This is a genomic window from Dehalococcoidia bacterium (genome assembly GCA_035310145.1).
Lineage (GTDB): Bacteria > Chloroflexota > Dehalococcoidia > CAUJGQ01 > CAUJGQ01 > CALFMN01.
Genome location: DATGEL010000041.1, coordinates 47452 through 63164, shown reverse-complemented (window position 1 = coordinate 63164; position 15713 = coordinate 47452). Strand labels below are relative to the sequence as shown.

General features: G+C 69.8%; 16 protein-coding genes. 10 read left to right on the top strand and 6 right to left on the bottom strand.

Annotation, left to right across the window (positions count from 1 at the left end):
• Positions 1-72: 72 nt before the first annotated feature.
• Entirely contained in the window at positions 73-744 is a 672-nt protein-coding gene (gene radC / locus VKV26_07930) for a DNA repair protein RadC (protein ID HLZ69823.1), read from the top strand.
• Here radC and VKV26_07925 read toward each other — a convergent pair.
• Together VKV26_07925 and VKV26_07920 are read right to left on the bottom strand one after the other, a co-directional pair.
• Complete coding sequence (locus VKV26_07925) at positions 719-2710, bottom strand: Ig-like domain-containing protein (protein HLZ69822.1); 1992 nt, start codon at positions 2708-2710, stop codon at positions 719-721. The two genes, radC and VKV26_07925, sit on opposite strands and share 26 nt — an antisense overlap.
• Positions 2711-3044: 334 nt before the next feature.
• On the bottom strand, positions 3045-4289 hold the full coding sequence (locus VKV26_07920) for an amidohydrolase family protein (protein HLZ69821.1): 1245 nt from the start codon (positions 4287-4289) through the stop codon (positions 3045-3047).
• Positions 4290-4473: 184 nt separating this feature from the next.
• Between VKV26_07920 and fabF the strand changes: the two genes are divergently transcribed.
• Together fabF and galE are read left to right on the top strand one after the other, a co-directional pair.
• Entirely contained in the window at positions 4474-5754 is a 1281-nt protein-coding gene (gene fabF / locus VKV26_07915; protein HLZ69820.1) for a beta-ketoacyl-ACP synthase II, read from the top strand.
• The gene (gene galE, locus VKV26_07910; GenBank protein ID HLZ69819.1) at positions 5754-6743 is read left to right on the top strand and encodes a UDP-glucose 4-epimerase GalE; all 990 of its coding nucleotides are present in this window, start codon (positions 5754-5756) and stop codon (positions 6741-6743) included. The genes fabF and galE overlap by 1 nt, the downstream gene beginning before the upstream one ends.
• Here galE and VKV26_07905 read toward each other — a convergent pair.
• From VKV26_07905 to VKV26_07895, 3 genes are all read right to left on the bottom strand, one after another.
• Positions 6716-7615 carry an NAD(P)-binding domain-containing protein gene (locus tag VKV26_07905; protein HLZ69818.1) on the bottom strand — a complete coding sequence of 300 codons (900 nt, stop codon included), beginning with the start codon at positions 7613-7615 and terminating at the stop codon, positions 6716-6718. The two genes, galE and VKV26_07905, sit on opposite strands and share 28 nt — an antisense overlap.
• A gap of 541 nt (positions 7616-8156) precedes the next feature.
• Entirely contained in the window at positions 8157-9551 is a 1395-nt protein-coding gene (locus tag VKV26_07900) for a cobyrinate a,c-diamide synthase (protein HLZ69817.1), read from the bottom strand.
• A gap of 20 nt (positions 9552-9571) precedes the next feature.
• A complete protein-coding gene (locus tag VKV26_07895; protein HLZ69816.1) occupies positions 9572-10561 on the bottom strand; it encodes an ABC transporter substrate-binding protein in 990 nt (329 codons plus the stop codon).
• Between the two features lie 144 nt (positions 10562-10705).
• Here VKV26_07895 and tsaE point away from each other — a divergent pair, with 144 nt between their 5' ends.
• The 3 genes from tsaE to ndk all read left to right on the top strand — a co-directional run bounded on the left by tsaE (position 10706) and on the right by ndk (position 12426).
• A complete protein-coding gene (gene tsaE / locus VKV26_07890; protein HLZ69815.1) occupies positions 10706-11179 on the top strand; it encodes a tRNA (adenosine(37)-N6)-threonylcarbamoyltransferase complex ATPase subunit type 1 TsaE in 474 nt (157 codons plus the stop codon).
• Positions 11172-11882 carry a tRNA (adenosine(37)-N6)-threonylcarbamoyltransferase complex dimerization subunit type 1 TsaB gene (gene tsaB, locus VKV26_07885; GenBank protein ID HLZ69814.1) on the top strand — a complete coding sequence of 237 codons (711 nt, stop codon included), beginning with the start codon at positions 11172-11174 and terminating at the stop codon, positions 11880-11882. The genes tsaE and tsaB overlap by 8 nt, the downstream gene beginning before the upstream one ends.
• 94 nt (positions 11883-11976) lie before the next feature.
• On the top strand, positions 11977-12426 hold the full coding sequence (gene ndk / locus VKV26_07880) for a nucleoside-diphosphate kinase (protein HLZ69813.1): 450 nt from the start codon (positions 11977-11979) through the stop codon (positions 12424-12426).
• A 24-nt stretch (positions 12427-12450) separates the two neighbouring features.
• Here the strand turns inward: ndk and rsfS are convergent, their stop codons facing one another.
• The gene (rsfS, locus tag VKV26_07875; GenBank protein HLZ69812.1) at positions 12451-12780 is read right to left on the bottom strand and encodes a ribosome silencing factor; all 330 of its coding nucleotides are present in this window, start codon (positions 12778-12780) and stop codon (positions 12451-12453) included.
• 136 nt (positions 12781-12916) lie between these two features.
• Here rsfS and mnmA point away from each other — a divergent pair, with 136 nt between their 5' ends.
• The 4 genes from mnmA to VKV26_07855 all read left to right on the top strand — a co-directional run bounded on the left by mnmA (position 12917) and on the right by VKV26_07855 (position 15660).
• Positions 12917-13996, top strand: a complete 1080-nt coding sequence (gene mnmA, locus VKV26_07870; GenBank protein HLZ69811.1) for a tRNA 2-thiouridine(34) synthase MnmA — start codon at positions 12917-12919, stop codon at positions 13994-13996.
• A 19-nt stretch (positions 13997-14015) separates the two neighbouring features.
• On the top strand, positions 14016-14639 hold the full coding sequence (locus VKV26_07865) for a CDP-alcohol phosphatidyltransferase family protein (protein HLZ69810.1): 624 nt from the start codon (positions 14016-14018) through the stop codon (positions 14637-14639).
• A gap of 110 nt (positions 14640-14749) precedes the next feature.
• Complete coding sequence (locus VKV26_07860) at positions 14750-15082, top strand: hypothetical protein (protein HLZ69809.1); 333 nt, start codon at positions 14750-14752, stop codon at positions 15080-15082.
• On the top strand, positions 15079-15660 hold the full coding sequence (locus tag VKV26_07855; GenBank protein ID HLZ69808.1) for a hypothetical protein: 582 nt from the start codon (positions 15079-15081) through the stop codon (positions 15658-15660). The genes VKV26_07860 and VKV26_07855 overlap by 4 nt, the downstream gene beginning before the upstream one ends.
• The last annotated feature ends 53 nt before the right edge of the window (positions 15661-15713 follow it).

The following is a 15713-nucleotide window of genomic DNA, read 5'->3' as shown; positions in this document are numbered from 1 at the left end:
GATCTCCCTGACGGCGAAGCCGAGGGCGTCCCGGCCGGCGCTGGCCCTCGCCGCACTGAATACCGTCCAACCATCCGCGAGCTGCCGTTGGCCGAGCGCCCGCGCGAGCGGCTGCGCAGCTACGGCGAGGGCGCGCTCGCCACGGCGGAGCTGCTGGCGATCATCCTGCGTGTCGGCATGGCGGGCGAAAACGTGCTCGACGTGGCCAGCCGCCTGCTCAGCCAGCACGGCGGCCTCGTGGGCCTCGCCCGGCTGAACTTCGATGAGCTCTGCGCCACGCGCGGGCTGGGCGAAGCGAAGGCGGCGCAGCTCCGCGCCGCGCTGGAGCTGGGCCGCCGCCTTGCCGTGGCCACACCCGAGGAGCGCCCGGTGATTCGCGAGCCGAAGGACGTGGCGCACCTGCTGCAGAGCGAGCTGCAACTGCTCGATCAGGAGCAGCTCCGCGTGCTCGTGCTCAACACGAAGAACCAGGTGCTGGCGATCCCGACGATCTCCAGCGGCACCGTCAACCAGTCGCAGGTGCGGCCGGCGGAGGTCTTTCGCCCCGCGATTCGAAGCAATGCGCCCAGTATCATCGTCGTGCACAACCATCCCTCGGGCGACCCGACGCCGAGCAAGGACGACGTGAGCGTGACGCGCGAGCTGGTCGCCGCGGGGCGTCTGCTCGACGTGGAAGTGCTCGACCACATCGTGATCGGTCTCGGCCGCTTCGTCTCGCTCAAAGACCGGGGACTCGGCTTTTGAGCTGCGGCCGGAAGATCGCGGTGATCGCCAGGTTGGAGGGCGGCACAACCACCGCGCACGGGTTGATCGCCGTGCCACTGCAGGGACCGCCTGCCCAGCCGACAAAGCTGCTGCCGGCGCAGGGCACGGCCTGCAGCGTCACGGTGTCGCCGAACAGGTGAGGCCCGCCGCCGCCCGGCGGCGTGACGTTGCCGCAGCCCTGCACCGTCACCGACACGGAGAAGAGAGGAATCGGGATCACCGGCGGCGCCGGCGCCGGCTGCTGCTGCGGCGGCGGCACCACTCCGAAGGGCGCGCCCGGAACGCCGGGCCGGATGAACTGCCCGAACGCCGTGGCGCCGCTGCCGACCAGGACCGTTGCCGCAACGGTGTTTGTGCGCGTATCGATCACCGATACGCTGCTGTTGTCGGAATTGGCGACGTAGACCGAGGCGCCGTCGGGTGTGATGGCCAGGCCGATCGGCGTCAGCCCCACCGGCACGCTGGCGAGGATGCTGCCGCTGGCGATATCGATCACGGAGACGCGGTCGCTGCCGGCGTCGGTGACGTAGAGACGGGTGCCGGCGGGATTCGCGACGACCGCCACAGGAACTTGTCCCGCCGGCAAGCTGGCGACCACGGCGTTCGTGCTGGTGTCGATCACCGCAACCGAATTGCTGCGGCCGGTGACTACATAGAGACGGGCGCCGCTGGGGCTCATAGCGACGCCGATGGGGAAGCTGTTGACCGGCACAGTGGCGATCACCTGGTTCGAACCGGTATCGATTACGGCGACGGTGTTGCCGATCTCCGAGCTTACGTACACACGGGTTCCGGCCGGATTGACCACCACGCCCACCGGCGCCGCCCCGACGGGCAGCGTCGCGATAGCCGAGTTCGTCCCGGCGTCGATCACGGAAACCGTGTTGTCGGCAAAGTTGGCGACGTAGACGCGCGTCCCCGCCGGGTTCACGGCGATGCCGAGTGGCAACCTCCCGACGTTCACAGTGGCGACGACCTTGTTCGCGCTCGCATCAATCACCGAAACCGTGTTGTCGCCGGCGTTCGTGACATAAACGCGCGTTCCCGCCAGGTTCACCGCCACGCCCTGCGGCGCCAGCCCGACCGGTACGGTGGCGACGACTCGGTTTGTGCTGGTGTCGATCACGGAGACCGTGTTGTCGACGCCGTTAGCAACGTAGGCGAACGGTCCAGACGCCGGTGCGGAGGGCTGGGAGACGCCGCCCTGCAACGGATTCGCCGCCACGGTCAGCGTCACCGTCGCTACGTTCGACTCCAGATTGCTCGTTGCATCGTGGATCCGGTAGCTGAAGCCGTCGGCGCCCTGAAACGTGATCGCCGGCGTGTAGCTATAGCTGCCGTCGGCGTTCAGGGTGAGCGCGCCGTGCGCCGGGCCGGTGACAAGCACGGCGGTCAGCGTATCGCCGAAGGGGGCAGCATCGTTGGCGAGCACGCCCGGCGCGGCCACGCTCAGTGTGCCGCCGGCGGTGACGCTGCCGCTGTCGTTCACGGCAACGAGCGGCGTGGCCGTGACGGTGATCGAAACGGTCGCAAACGCCGAGCTGCTGTTGGTCGTGGCGTCGAAGATGTTGTACTGCATTGTGTCGACGCCGACGAAGCCGGCGTTGGGAAAGTAGGCGACGCTGCCATCAAAGCCGACGCTGCCGGACCCGTGCAGTGGCAGGGCGCGAAAAACCACCTGGATGGCGTCGCCGGCGGTGAAGCTGTCGTTGGCGAGTACGCCGGGGGCCGGTACGAAGAGCGCCACGTTTTCGGGCGTGGTGTAACTGTCGTTGTTGGCCGTCGGCGGCGTGGCGAGCACGGTGCGGACGGAAGCAACGGGACCGGTGTTCCCTCCCGCGCCAGACGCAGCGAGGGCAGCGCGCGGCAAGGCATGACCCGCCAGCAACACGGTCAGCAGTACCGAGCCCAGCAGCACCAGTCGCCCGACCGGCCATCGCGCCACGCTTCGCATCAACTAATCCTGTCGTGCCGGTATGAGAGCGTAACAAGTTTGCCAGAAGCGGCGACTGCTGTAAATGCCTGCAACGCTTCGCTGCTCCCGCCCGCCAGCCGCGGCGCCAACGCTTTGCTCCGCCGAGCCGACGTACCGCAGAAGCTCGCGCTACTGCACCAGACTTGTCGAAGCTCCGGCGCGACCGTACGCGCACAGCCGGCATCCGGAGAGCGCAAGGTCGGTTGGCCCATCGATCACGATGGCTTCGCGGGAAGCCTGGCCGCCGGATGCCGCCGGCCGGCATCTACCCTGCGCCGTCAGACGGTCCCGGCAGGACCGGCGACTACACGCGCACGCGGCTGCTGAGCAGATCCTTGTGGATCTGGCCGTCCTTCATGATCAGTGCAAGGCGCTCCCGGTCCTGCAACAGCGCGATGTCCGCCAGCGGATCGCCATCGACCACCAGCAGATCGGCGAGCTTGCCCGGCTCAAGCGTGCCCAGGAGCTGGCCGGCGCGGCTGCATTCGGCCGCCGTCTTTGTCGTTGCGACGATCGCCTGCATCGGCGTCATGCCGCCCTCGACCATCAGCGCCAGCTCCTCGGCGTTGGTGCCGTGCGGGCCAACGCCGGTGTCGGTGCCCATCGCGATCGGCACACCCGCCTGCACAGCGCGGCGGAAGCTGTTGAAGTGCGCCTCCTTCACCTCGGACGCCTTGCGCAGCGCGTAGGGCGGCACCGACGACGGATCCTTCTCCGCGCGCCGAATCACCCAGACCGGCGCGACGAGGGTGGCGACGAGATAGGTGCCACGCCGCTTCATCTCCTCGATCACGTCATCTTCCAGGTAAATGCCGTGCTCGATCGAGGCGATCCCGCCCAGCACCGCGTTGCGAATGCCCTGCGCCGCCTGCGCGTGGGCCATCACCGTTCTGCCCGAAGCCCGCGCCTCGTACACGATCACGGCGATCTCTTCCGGCGAGAAGCCGGTTGCGCCGGGCTCGTCGTTCGGCGACATCACGCCGCCCGAGGTGTGGACCTTGATCTGGTCGGCGCCGGCGCGCAGCAACTGGCGCGTGGCTCGGCGCACCTCGTCCACGCCGTCCACCACGGTCCAGGGGTGGTCGGGATCGGGCACCTTCAGGTCGGCGCCGCTGGGCATCACGCTGTCGCCGTGGCCCCCCGTCTGCGAGAGGGCGCCCACGGCGATGCGCAGGCGCGGTCCGGGGAACATGCCCTGCTCGATCGCCATCTTCACGCCGCGCGGCGTGCCGCCGGCGTCGCGCACGCTGGTGAAGCCGGAGTCGAGCGTCAGCTTCGCGTTGGCCAGCGCCGTGGCGATCGAGTAGCTGTAGGGATTCAGCAGCCGCTGCTGCACGCCCCAGGCGGACGAGGCCAGGTGCACGTGGCAATCGATCATGCCCGGCATCAGCGTCATGCCGGAGGCGTCGATCGCCGTCGCCCCGCGCGGCGCCTCGACGTTCGCGCCGGCCGCGACGATGCGGTTCTCTTCGATTACGAGCGAAGCGCCGGGAACCGGATCGCGTCCCGTGCCGTCGATCAGCGTCGCGCCATGAATCACCGTGGTCATCGCCCTGCCTCCCGCGCGCCGGCCTTAGAGTAGGACAGGCCGGACGGCGCTGGCGCCATCTTTGCATATTACACACTGGGCACGGCGGCGCAGGAGCCGCCGCGCGGCGCTGCCGCTTCGGTTGGACCCTCGCCCCGGCGCCCTCTACACTGTGCGCAGCGCCGCAGCGCGAGGAACAGGACAGATGGCAGTCGCAGACGGACGCGCGCCTGGTCGCCGTCGGGTGGTCGTCACCGGCATGGGCGCGATCACGCCGCTCGGTGAAGACGTCGAATCGTTTTGGGCGGCGCTTGTGGCCGGGCGCTCCGGCGTCGATTACATGACGCTGGCCGACACGACGAACTACCCGACCAAGCTGGCGGGGGAAGTGAAGGAGTGGCAACCGGAGCGCTATATCGACCGCCGCGAGGCGCGGCGCATGGCGCGGTTCAGCCAGTTCGCCGTCGCCGCGGCCGGCCAGGCGATCGCCGACGCCGGCCTCGACCTCGACCATGAAGATCGCACGCGCATCGGCGTCTATCTCGGCAACGGCAACGGCGGCTATCCGAACATCGATGAGGCCGTGCGTACCATCCTGGCGAAGGGCGGCATGCGCATCGACCCCCTCTTCATGCCCAAGAGCCTGCCGAACATGGCCGCCGCCCAGGTCAGCCTGCAGTACGGCCTCAAGGGCTACACCGGAACGGCGATCACCGCCTGCGCCGCGGCCACGCAGGCTGTGGGCGAAGCGGCCGAGGTGATCCGCCGCGGCGCCGCCGATGTGATCCTCTCGGGCGGCACGGAGGCCGGTATCGGGGAGCTGGGGCTGGCCGCCTTCTCGGTGATGCGCGCGATGAGCAGCCGCAGCGACGAGCCGGCCCGCGCCAGCCGCCCGTTCGACAAGGACCGCGACGGCTTCATTCCCGCCGAGGGCGCCGGCATTTTCGTGCTGGAGTCGCTGGAGCGCGCGCAGGCGCGCGGGGCGCGCATCTACTGCGAGGTAACGGGCTACGCCGCCAGTTCGGACGCCTACCACATCGTCGCGCCCTGCGCCGACGGTGAGGGCGCGGCGCGGGCGATTGAGTGGGCCCTTGCCGACGCCGGCCGCACACCGGCCGAGGTGGATTATGTCAACGCGCACGGCACCTCGACGCCGATGAATGACCCCGCGGAGACGAAGGCGATCAAAGCGGCGCTGGGCGAGCACGCCTACACCGTGCCGGTTAGCTCCACCAAGTCGATGATCGGCCACGCCTTCGGCGCCAGCGGCGCCCTGGAGCTGGTCGCCTGCGTCAAGACGATCGACAGCGGCACCATTCATCCCACGATCAACTACGAGACGCCCGACCCGGACTGCGATCTCGACTACGTGCCCAACACGGCGCGGCGCGCCGACGTGCGCGTGGTCTTAAAGAACAGCTTCGGCTTCGGCGGCCAGAACGCCTGCGTCGTCATCGAGAAGTTTGACGGCGCGGACCAGCACTGATGCGCGTGCTCGTCGTGGGCGGCGCCGGCTACATCGGCAGCGTCACCGTTGAAGTGCTGCTCGATGCCGGGCACAGGGTCACCGTCTTCGACGATCTGAGCCACGGCCATCTCGACGCCGTGGACGACCGCGCCGTGCTCATCACCGGCTCCACGCACGACGAAGCGGCGCTGGAACGTGCCTTCGCGGAGCCGCCGGACGGCGTGATCAACTTCGCCGCCTTGATCGCCGTCGGCGAGTCGATGCGCGACCCCGGAAGCTACTTCCACAACAACGTGGCGGGCGGCATTGCCCTGCTCAATGCCATGGTGCGGCACCATGTGCGCCGCTACGTGTTCTCCTCCACCGCCGCCGTCTTCGGCGAGCCGGAGTACGTGCCGCTGGACGAGCAACATCCCCTGCGCCCGGTGAATCCGTACGGCGAGTCGAAGCTGATTGTCGAGCAGATGTTGCGTTGGTACGACGAGTGCCACAGCATCAAGTCCGTCGCGCTACGCTACTTCAACGCCTCAGGCGCGACAGAAAAGCGCGGCGAAGACCACGACCCTGAGACGCACCTGATCCCGATCGTCCTGCAGGTTGCCGAGGGCACGCGCGGCGCCCTGCCCTTGTTTGGCGTCGACTATCCCACACCGGACGGCACCTGCATCCGCGACTACGTGCACATTGCGGACCTGGCGCAAGCGCATGTGCTCGCCCTGGACTACGCGGCCTCACGCTCCGGCCGCTTCAACCTGGGCAGCGGTACGGGCCACTCCAACCGCGAGGTGATCGCCGCGGCGAAGCGCGTCACCGGCTGCGAGATTGCCGTCAATCAGCAGCGCCGCCGCGCCGGCGACCCGCCGGCCCTGGTTGCTTCCTCGGAACTGGCGCGCCGCGAGCTGGGCTGGCGACCGCGCTTCGACGACCTCGACGCGATCGTGGATAGCGCCTGGCGCTGGCGGCGCGCCCACCCTGGAGGCTACGCGGGCGGCACGTCGTCGGCGTGAATCTCGACGCCGGCGGCGCGCTCGTAGAGCAGCAGGGTCGCCAGCGAGTTCTTGTCGCCCAGGCCGTTCCCCTTCGCCCACTCGTAGACCTGTTCGACAGCCGCCGCCACCGGCATGGGCACGCCCAGGTCGCGGCCGGCTCCCACGGCCAGGCCCACATCCTTGCGCGCCAGGGCCAGGGCGAAGCTCGCGTCTTCGAAGGTACGGCGGAAGAGCCGCGGCAGCCCGCGCACCAGCGGCCCGGCCGAACTGACGCTCATCACTTCGAACAACGTCGCCGGGGGGATGCCCGCCTTGGCGCCCACGACCACGGCCTCGTCCAGCAGCGGGCCGATCGACAGCGCGATCAGGTTATTCATCAGCTTGACGACGGATCCGTTGCCCACCGGGCCGAGATGAAACACGTTGGCGCCGATCGCGCCGAGCAGCTCGCGATACTCGTCGAAGGCCGCGCGCTCACCGCCGACCATCACGGCGAGGGTGCCTTTCTCGGCGCCGGAGACGCCGCCGCTCACCGGTGAGTCGAGCACGATGACCCCCTGATCCGCCGCCTGCGCCGCGATGCGGCGAATCACGGCCGGCGCGTTGCTGCTCAGGTCGAAGACGACGCTGCCGCGCGCCGCCCCGGCGAGCACGCCGTCCGGACCCAGCAGCACGCGCTCCACCTCGGGCGGCCCCGGCAGCGAGGTGAAGGCGACACGGCACTGCTCGGCCACGGCCCTGGGGCTGGCGGCCCAGCGGGCGCCCAGCTCGATCAGGTTGGCGGCAGCGTCCTCGCGCAGGTCATAGACGACGAGCTGATGCCCGGCGCGGATGAGGTTGCGCGCCATCGGATTGCCCATGTTGCCGAGGCCGATGAAGCCGACATCCACGGCGTCTCTCCTTCGCGGGCTCCTCGGTTTGAACCAGCCGCGAGGCGCTCGAACGCGGCGCTCCGCGCGGCCAGCGTACGAAGCGACGGCCGGGCTGGCAACACAGGCTCGCCCGGCGACTTTCCCGCGCGTCCGAGCCCTCGGCACGGCGGCCGGAAGTTGGGCAGGAGCCGTATCGATCGCCACTGTTGCGCCGGAGTTGCAGGTTCGATGCTTATGCCAGGAAGGTCACACAGGCTGTGTGGCCGAGGCCATATCAGCGATCACATCTGCGCGGGTAGCCTCGTTGTAACGGCGGACCGCGCCGCATCGACCAGGAATGAGAGCGCCGTCCGCGCCGCGCAGCCGGCGAAAAGGGGGCAGGGAGATGCGCACAACGTGCTCAACGTGCATAACGTGCTCACCGTGTAATGAAGCGAAGCCCGCGGCCGGAACACAGGTAACCGTGCGCCTCGCCACGCAAGGCCCCGCCCTGCGGACGGTTGTCAGCCTGGCCGGCGGCTCAGCCGTGCGCGTGCGGCTGGCCGCGTAGCTGCCTCGGTCAACGCTCGCCGCTCAGACGCCGGCGCTCTACGCCGGCGCACCAGCGCACGAACCGCGGCGCCAGCGATCGATCGCTGGCGAAGTGCAGGTGCATATAGCTTCCCCAGACCGAGCCACGCGCCCCGCCCGCCATTCGCTCACCACCGCCGTCCACGGCCGCCGCGTAAACCGCGTCTGCGTCGGCCGGCGGCTCCGACACCGACCAGTGGAACTCGTGCCCGCGCAGCCGCGCGCCCGCCGGCCCGGTAGGACCGTCGCGCAGCGTGCGCAGCTCCCGGTAGCCGAGCGTCAGGCGGCTGTCGCTCATCGTGGAATCGAGCGGCAACAGCTTCAGCATCTCGTGCCGGACGCCCTCCGCGTCGGTGAGCGAGCGGCCGGCGTACATGTAGCCGCCGCACTCCGTGTAGATCGGCACGCCGCTCGCCGCGGCGGCGCGCAGCGCCGCCAGCATCGGCCGATTGGCCGCCAGCCGCGCCGCGAACAGCTCCGGGAAGCCGCCGCCCAGGTAGACCGCATTCGTGGCCGGCGGCAGCGCCTCGTCATCGAGTGGGCTGAACGGCACAATCTCGGCGCCGTATACCCGGACCAGATCCAGCGCATCTTCGTAGTAGAAGCTGAAGGCCGCATCGCGCGCGAGCGCGAGCCGGACGCTCCGCGTTGCCGGCTCCGACGGGAACAGCGGTTCGGCAATCCGACGACCAGGCCGCGGCTCGCGGGCGATGCGTAGGACACGCTCAAGATCGAGGCCGCGGGCGACACTCTCCGCCAGCGCGTGGAAGTACTCGCGAGCGACCGGGCCTTCGGTGACCGGAATCAGGCCGAGGTAGCGCTCGGGCAGCGTGAGCCGCGCATCCCTGCCCAGGCTGCCGACGACGGGCACGCCGGCCTCATCTTCGATTGGCGGCGCCACGGCGCGGTAGTGGCCCTCCCCGGCGATGCGGTTGAGCACGACACCGGCCAGGTCGACGCGCGGGTCGAAAGTGCGGTAGCCGTGCACAATCGCCGCCGCGCTGCGTGCGATCTTCCAGCCGTCTACGACCAGCAGCACCGGCACGCCGAGCAATGCCGCCACCTCCGCCGTGCTGCCGGCGCCGCGGCCGCCGGTGCGGCCGTCGAAGAGGCCCATTACGCCTTCGATCACGCAGAGGTCAGCGCCCGCTGACGCGCGCTGGAAGCATTCGACCACGGCCTCGTGCGGCAGCATCCAGGTGTCGAGGTTACGCGAGGCGCGGCCGGAGACCGCCGTGTGATAGCTGGGATCGATGTAATCCGGCCCGACCTTGAAGCCCTGCACGCGCAGGCCACGACGGGCGAAGGCGGCCATCAGCCCGGTGGCGACCGTCGTTTTGCCAACGCCCGAATGGACTCCCGCCACCACGATCGTGCGAGCCATGCGCTGCTCCCGGCTGGCCGTCAGGGCAGATTTGGATAGAGGAACTGCTCCAGCATCAGTAGTTCGTCCGCGATGCGCGGGCCGGGCCGCAGCAGCGCCGGATCGATCGCCGCCACTCGCCCGGCGCGCACCGCGGCGACGTTGGCCCAGCCGGGCAGCGTCGCGAGATCGGCGGCCGCGTGCAGATCCGTCGCGCCTGCCAGCAGCACCGCGTCGGGGTTCGCCGCGGCGGCACGGCCGCGGCCGTTCTGGCCGGGATCCGCGGGGACCTGCAAATTTTGCGCTTTCAACAGCATCAGCATGTCGCTCAGCAGCGTGCCGGAAGGCTCACCGTGTCCAGCGGGGCCCAGATCGACGAAGACCCGCGGCCCCTGCTGCACCCCCGCGAGCTGGCGCTTGACCGCATCGACGCGCCGCCCTAGCGCGGCGGCCGCTCGCTGGGCGTCGGCCAGGCGTCCGGTGACGTCGCCAAAGAACTGGATCTGTTGCTCCAGCTCGGCTACCGTCACCGGCTCCTTCAGTGCCACCACCGGCACGGCGGCGCTGTCGAGCGCAGTGACGGTCGGGGCGCCGGCTCCAACGATCACGATCAGATCGGGATTGAACGCTTGGATCGCCGTCACGCCCGCGCTCGCCGCGACTTTGGGCAGCGCGGCCGCGTCGGGCGGGTAGTCCGAATCGGAGCTGACGCCAACCACCTGCGGCCCGGCGCCGATCTGGAAGAGAATCTCTGTCGCTCCTGCCGAGAGCGAGAGGATGCGGCGCGGCTGCGCCGCGATCAGCACCTGCCGACCGTCGTCCCGTCGCAACTGCAGTGGATAGGTGGCGCCGGCCGTGGCCGTGAACAGCGGTGTGGCCGGCGCCCGAGGCGGAGCCAGCACGAGTGGCTGCTGCGGCGCGCCGGGCCCGTTCGTCTTCTCGCCGCCGCTGCTGATCAGAAAAGTCGCAACGATCGCGGCCAACGCGAGCACGGCCAGCGGCGCGAGGTAGCGAAGGCGGCGTGCGGTCATAGGTCCGGCTTCGCTCCGACACTGCTTCCCTCCCAGCATAGCGCGCGGCGCGGCAAGCGCACGATCGCCGCCGCGCCGTTTGAGCGCCGCAGCCGCACCTCTCTATACTTGAACGGAGAAAGCCAATTGACACGGCGGACTGCAATGCTCTTCTTCCGGACGACGTCGGTCGAGCAAACGCGTGCCCTGGGCGAGCGCATTGGCGCGCTGCTTGAGCCGGGCGACGTGGTGTTGCTGCAGGGGCCGCTGGGCGCGGGCAAGACGGCGATGACCCAGGGCGTCGGCCGGGGCGCCGGCTCGAGCGACCTGGTCAACAGCCCGACCTTCGTGCTGATCAACGAGTACCGCGGCCGCGTCAAGCTCTACCACGTTGACCTTTACCGGCTGGAGGCGACGGAGGAGATCGCACAGCTCGACCTGCCCGGCTATACCGACGACGGCGCCCTGATCGTGGAGTGGCCGGAGCGCGGCGCCGGGCTCTTGCCGGACGAACATCTGCACGTCGCGATCGAGCACGACGGTTCAGACGCACGCACGCTGACGCTCACGGCGTTCGGTGAACGGTCAGCGCGCCTGCTACGGGCGCTGAGCGCCGAGGCGGTGGCCGCCGGTGACTGAGACCGCTGCCGGCGTCGAGCTGGCGATCGATACGGCCGGCGCCGTCGCCAGCGTCGCCATCTCGCGGCAGGGCGCGCTGCTCGCGGAGCTGACCTGGCGCAGCCACCGCAATCACTCGGTTGAGTTGCTGCCCGCCATCGAGCTGCTGCTGGCACAGTGCGGCCTTGAACGCGAGCAAATCCGCGTGCTGTTCGTCGATCGGGGCCCCGGCGCCTACGCGGGGCTGCGCGTCGGCATCAGCACGGCGATGGGGCTGGCGCTGGCGCTCGACGCCGAGCTGCTTGCCGCCGGGCGGCTGGAGCTGGACGCGTACGGGCAGTCGGCCTTCCCCGGCCCTGTCTGCGCGATCCACCAGGCCGGACGCGGCGATCTCGCCTGGGCCGTTTACGAACGCGGCGGCGCGGACCTGCGCGAACTCGCCGTGCCCCGGCTCACGGACCTCGACAGCCTGATCGAGCAGGCGCCCGACGTTGGCGTGTTCTGCGGAGAGCTGGCCGGGCTGGAAGAGCGACTGCTCGCCGGCTTTCCCTCTGCCCGGCGGACCAGTCCCGCCGCGTCGCAGCGGCGGGCCGCCTGGTTGTCGGAGCTGGGCTGGGCGCGCTACATCGCCGGCGCCCGCGACAATCCGCTCTCGGTCGATCCGCTCTATCTGCGCGACCCCGCGATCACAAAGTCGAAGGCCGCGGCCGGGGGCGGTCGCTAGCATTCGATATCGTCGAACAGGGACGGCCCGGCGGCCCTGTGCTGGGCTCGACTATCACGCCAACGAGCCTCGGGCACGTCGAAGAAGGAAGAGCATGGAACGCACGCTGATCCTGGTGAAGCCCGACGGCGTCCAGCGCGGTCTGACCTTCGAGATCCTCGGCCGGCTGGAGCGGCGCGGTCTCAAGTTGATCGGCCTCAAGCTGATGCAGGTCTCGCCCGAGCTCGCCGGCCACCACTACCGGGAGCACGAGGGCAAGGGCTTTTACGCGGGCCTGATCGAGTACATCACCTCGGCGCCGATCGTGGCCGCCGTCTTCGAAGGCCCGGACGCGATCGCCGCCGCGCGGGCGACCATGGGCAAGACGAACCCCGTCAACGCCGACGCCGGCACGATCCGCGGCGATCTGGCGATCCAGACCGGCCGCAATTTGGTGCACGGCTCCGACGGCCCGGAGTCCGCCGCGCGCGAGGTGGCGCTCTTCTTCAAACCCGGGGAGCTGCAGAGCTACAAGCGCGCGCTCGACGCCTGGCTGCAGGAGTAGCGGGGCGGCGATCGCTGCTGGCGATCAGCCGAAGCGCACCAATGGCGCCGAACGGCTCCACAGCCCTTCGAGGTTGTAGAAGGCGCGTTGTTCGGGCGAGAAGAGGTGCACAATCACCGGCCCGAAGTCGAGCAGCACCCATCCCGAGTCCGGCTCGCCCTCCCGCGGGCCGAGATCGACGCCCCGCGGTTTCATCTCGCGTTCGAGCGTGTCGATCAGCGCATTGAGCTGGCGGACGTTGTTAGCCGTGGCGATAACAAAGTAGTCCGCGAACGTGGAGACCTTGCTGATGTCGAGCTGGACGATATCCTCGGCCTGGCGATCCGAGAGGATATCGACGAGGTTCTGGGCGATCTCGGCTGAGTCCAGACTGCTCCTCCTGCAGCGTTCGCGGCTGTTCGTCGGGCGGTCAAACCACCGCCAAAACGTATACTACGAAGTGTAGCATCTTCCGGCGCGCCGCGGCGGCAGCGCCGGGCAGGGGGGTTTTGTGCCGGGTCCGCGGGTGATCGTCGGCATGAGCGGCGGGGTCGATTCCTCGGTCGCGGCCGCCTTGCTGCAGCAGCAGGGGTACGACGTGGTCGGCGTGACGATGCGCCTCTGGACGCAGCCCGATCCGGAGGGCTTCAGCGGCCGCAAGCAGTGCTGCTCGATCGAGGACGTGGACGATGCCCGCCGGGTCGCGCAGAAGCTCGGCATCCGGCACTACACGCTGAATCTGGAGCGGCAGTTCAACGACCGCGTCGTCGACTACTTCGTGGGCGAGTACGCGCGCGGGCGCACACCCAATCCTTGCCTCGCCTGCAACGAGCACATCAAGTTCAAGGCGTTGCTGGAACGCGCGGTCGCCCTCGATGCCGACTTTCTCGCCACCGGCCACTACGCCAGGCGCAGCGAGCACGGTGGCCGCTTTCACCTGCTGCGCGCGGCCGATCCCGACAAGGACCAGTCCTACGTGCTCTACACCCTGGGGCAGCAGGAGCTGCGGCGCGTGCTGTTTCCGCTGGGTGAGCTGAACAAGCCGCAGGTCCGCGCCATTGCCGCCGAACTCGGCCTGGGCGTGGCGCAGAAGCCCGACAGCGTGGAGATCTGCTTCATCCCCGGCAACGACTACCGCGCCTTCGTCTCGGCGCGGGTGCCGCAGCGGGCCGGGGCGATCCTCGACGAGCACGGCGTCGTGGTAGGCGAACACCGGGGGATCGCCAACTTCACCGTGGGCCAGCGTAAGGGACTCGGCGCTTTCGGCGACCGCCGCTTCGTCACCGAGATCCGACCGGCCGACAACGTGGTAGTGATCGGACCGCAGGAGGCGCTGCTGTCGCGCACGCTGCACGCTACCGATTTGCGCTGGACGCAGGGTGCGCCGCCCGATCCGGACGAGTGCGTGGATGTGAAGATCCGCTACCGCAGCCGTCCACTGCCGGCGCGCCTCCGCATTGACGGCGACCGCGCCGAGGTCAGCTTCGCCGAGCCGCAGCGGGCCGTCACGCCGGGCCAGTCGGCCGTGTTCTACCGTGGCGACGAAGTCCTGGGCGGCGGCACGATCTGCGCGGCGCCGCCCCTCGCTTGACCACGGAGCTACGATCGCGATGATGGCCGCTCCTGCCAAACCCGCATCGCTCGACGGGCTTGTCTCGCGCTGGCTCAACCGGCCGCTGTCGCGTCCCACGGCGCGGCTGCTGGCGCATACCTCCGTCACGCCCAACCAGATCACGCTCTTGAGCGCACTGATCGCCGGCGTGGCCGGGTTGCTGCTGGCGGCAGGGCACAACGTCTGGGGCGGAATTGCCATCCACATCTCGTCTGTGGTCGATGGCGTGGACGGCGATCTCGCGCGGCTCAGCGGGCGCAGCAGTCGCTTCGGCGCGGTGCTCGACGCGGTGCTCGACCGCTACGCCGATGCGGCGATCTTCGGCGGCATGGCCTGGTGGGCGTACCGGCACGAGGGATTCCCCGCGGCGCTGCTGCTCGGCCTCGTGGCGCTCACCGGCGCCTTCGCCGTCAGCTACTCCCGCGCCCGCATCGAGGCCAGCGCCGGGCTGAAGACGGCGGGCGAGTTGCTGGGCCTCGGCTCACGCGACGTGCGGCTGCTGCTGGCGGCGCTGGGCTGCGTCCTTGGTCAGGTGTGGCCGGCGCTGGCGCTGGTGGCCGTGCTCTCACACGCGACGGTGCTCTGGCGGCTGATCCGTCTCGCGCGCACGCCGCCCGCGTAGCGGCGCCGCCGCCCGCGGCGGCTGCAATCTCTTGCTCCTACTCCAATGCGTGGATTGAGCCCTGGATGACGCATGATACAATTCCGCCGAACCGCGGCCGGGAGTGGTGCATGGACACGGCACGCGACATCGTCATCATCATCTGGGGCGTCCTCAGCATTCTCACCCTGCTGGTGGTGCTGGGCATCGCGCTGTTCATCGGCCTCTCGATCAAACGGCTCGTCTCCACGGTGAACGAGCTGGTCAACACCAGCGTGCGCCCAATGATCGACACCACGCAGCAATCGGTCGTCAACGTCACCGGCACAACGCAGTTTCTTGGCGATACCGTCGTCTCGCCCGTGATTCGGGTGATCAGCATCGCCGCCGGTGTGCGGCGCGGCGTCGGCGTCTTCACCGGCGTCAGTGGCAAGCTGCGCGGCCGCGGCAGGAAATCGTCGTGAGCGACGAGCCGCGGGCTCGCTCCTGGGCCGTCGCCGCCTTGCCGCAGCGGCGCGACGGCGGGATCGAACTTGGCCCGCTGGGCCTCTCCGGCGCGCGACTGCGCCGCGCCCGTCGCCGCGCGAAGGCCGATGCTGAGAGCGCCCGCACGTTCCTACGCGACACGGTCGCACGCGCCCGCGGGCGCCACGCGCCGGCCACGGCGGCAGCCGACGCCGCGGCGAAATGGTCGCCGGCGCAGCTCACGACGTCGGTCCGGAGGCTGAAGCAGAACACGCTTGCGCGATTGAAGCCCGTCAAGCGGCCGGACCACCGGCCCGACGGCTCAGCCGTGTCGCCGCCGTTGCCGCCGCCGGTGCAGCGAGCGCCCGAGCCCGGCCGCAACGGCGCCCATTCGCCGCTGGCGGTGCTGCGCGAACGTTGGCGCGATGCGGTACGCGAGGGCAAGCTGGCGGCGCGGGAGCGCGAGACGGAGATTCGCGCGGAATACGAGCGGCGCGTCCGGCACGATGCCCGACTGCATGCGCAGCACCGCGGCCTGCTGCCGCCGCGCGCCGCCGGCGATCAGGACGACGCGTAGGACGACAGCACGCACGAGAGCAGGCGCGAGGTCAGGCTACGAATGCCTGACCT

Excerpts from the sequence above, each read along its gene's own strand:
- tsaE (HLZ69815.1), top strand. The coding sequence starts at position 10,706 with ATGCTCTTCTTCCGGACGACGTCGGTCGAGCAAACGCGTGCCCTGGGC.
- VKV26_07865 (HLZ69810.1), top strand. The coding sequence starts at position 14,016 with ATGATGGCCGCTCCTGCCAAACCCGCATCGCTCGACGGGCTTGTCTCG.
- VKV26_07895 (HLZ69816.1), bottom strand. The coding sequence starts at position 10,561 with ATGACCGCACGCCGCCTTCGCTACCTCGCGCCGCTGGCCGTGCTCGCG.
- ndk (HLZ69813.1), top strand. The coding sequence starts at position 11,977 with ATGGAACGCACGCTGATCCTGGTGAAGCCCGACGGCGTCCAGCGCGGT.
- galE (HLZ69819.1), top strand. The coding sequence starts at position 5,754 with ATGCGCGTGCTCGTCGTGGGCGGCGCCGGCTACATCGGCAGCGTCACC.
- fabF (HLZ69820.1), top strand. The coding sequence starts at position 4,474 with ATGGCAGTCGCAGACGGACGCGCGCCTGGTCGCCGTCGGGTGGTCGTC.
- VKV26_07900 (HLZ69817.1), bottom strand. The coding sequence starts at position 9,551 with ATGGCTCGCACGATCGTGGTGGCGGGAGTCCATTCGGGCGTTGGCAAA.
- VKV26_07860 (HLZ69809.1), top strand. The coding sequence starts at position 14,750 with ATGGACACGGCACGCGACATCGTCATCATCATCTGGGGCGTCCTCAGC.
- VKV26_07920 (HLZ69821.1), bottom strand. The coding sequence starts at position 4,289 with ATGACCACGGTGATTCATGGCGCGACGCTGATCGACGGCACGGGACGC.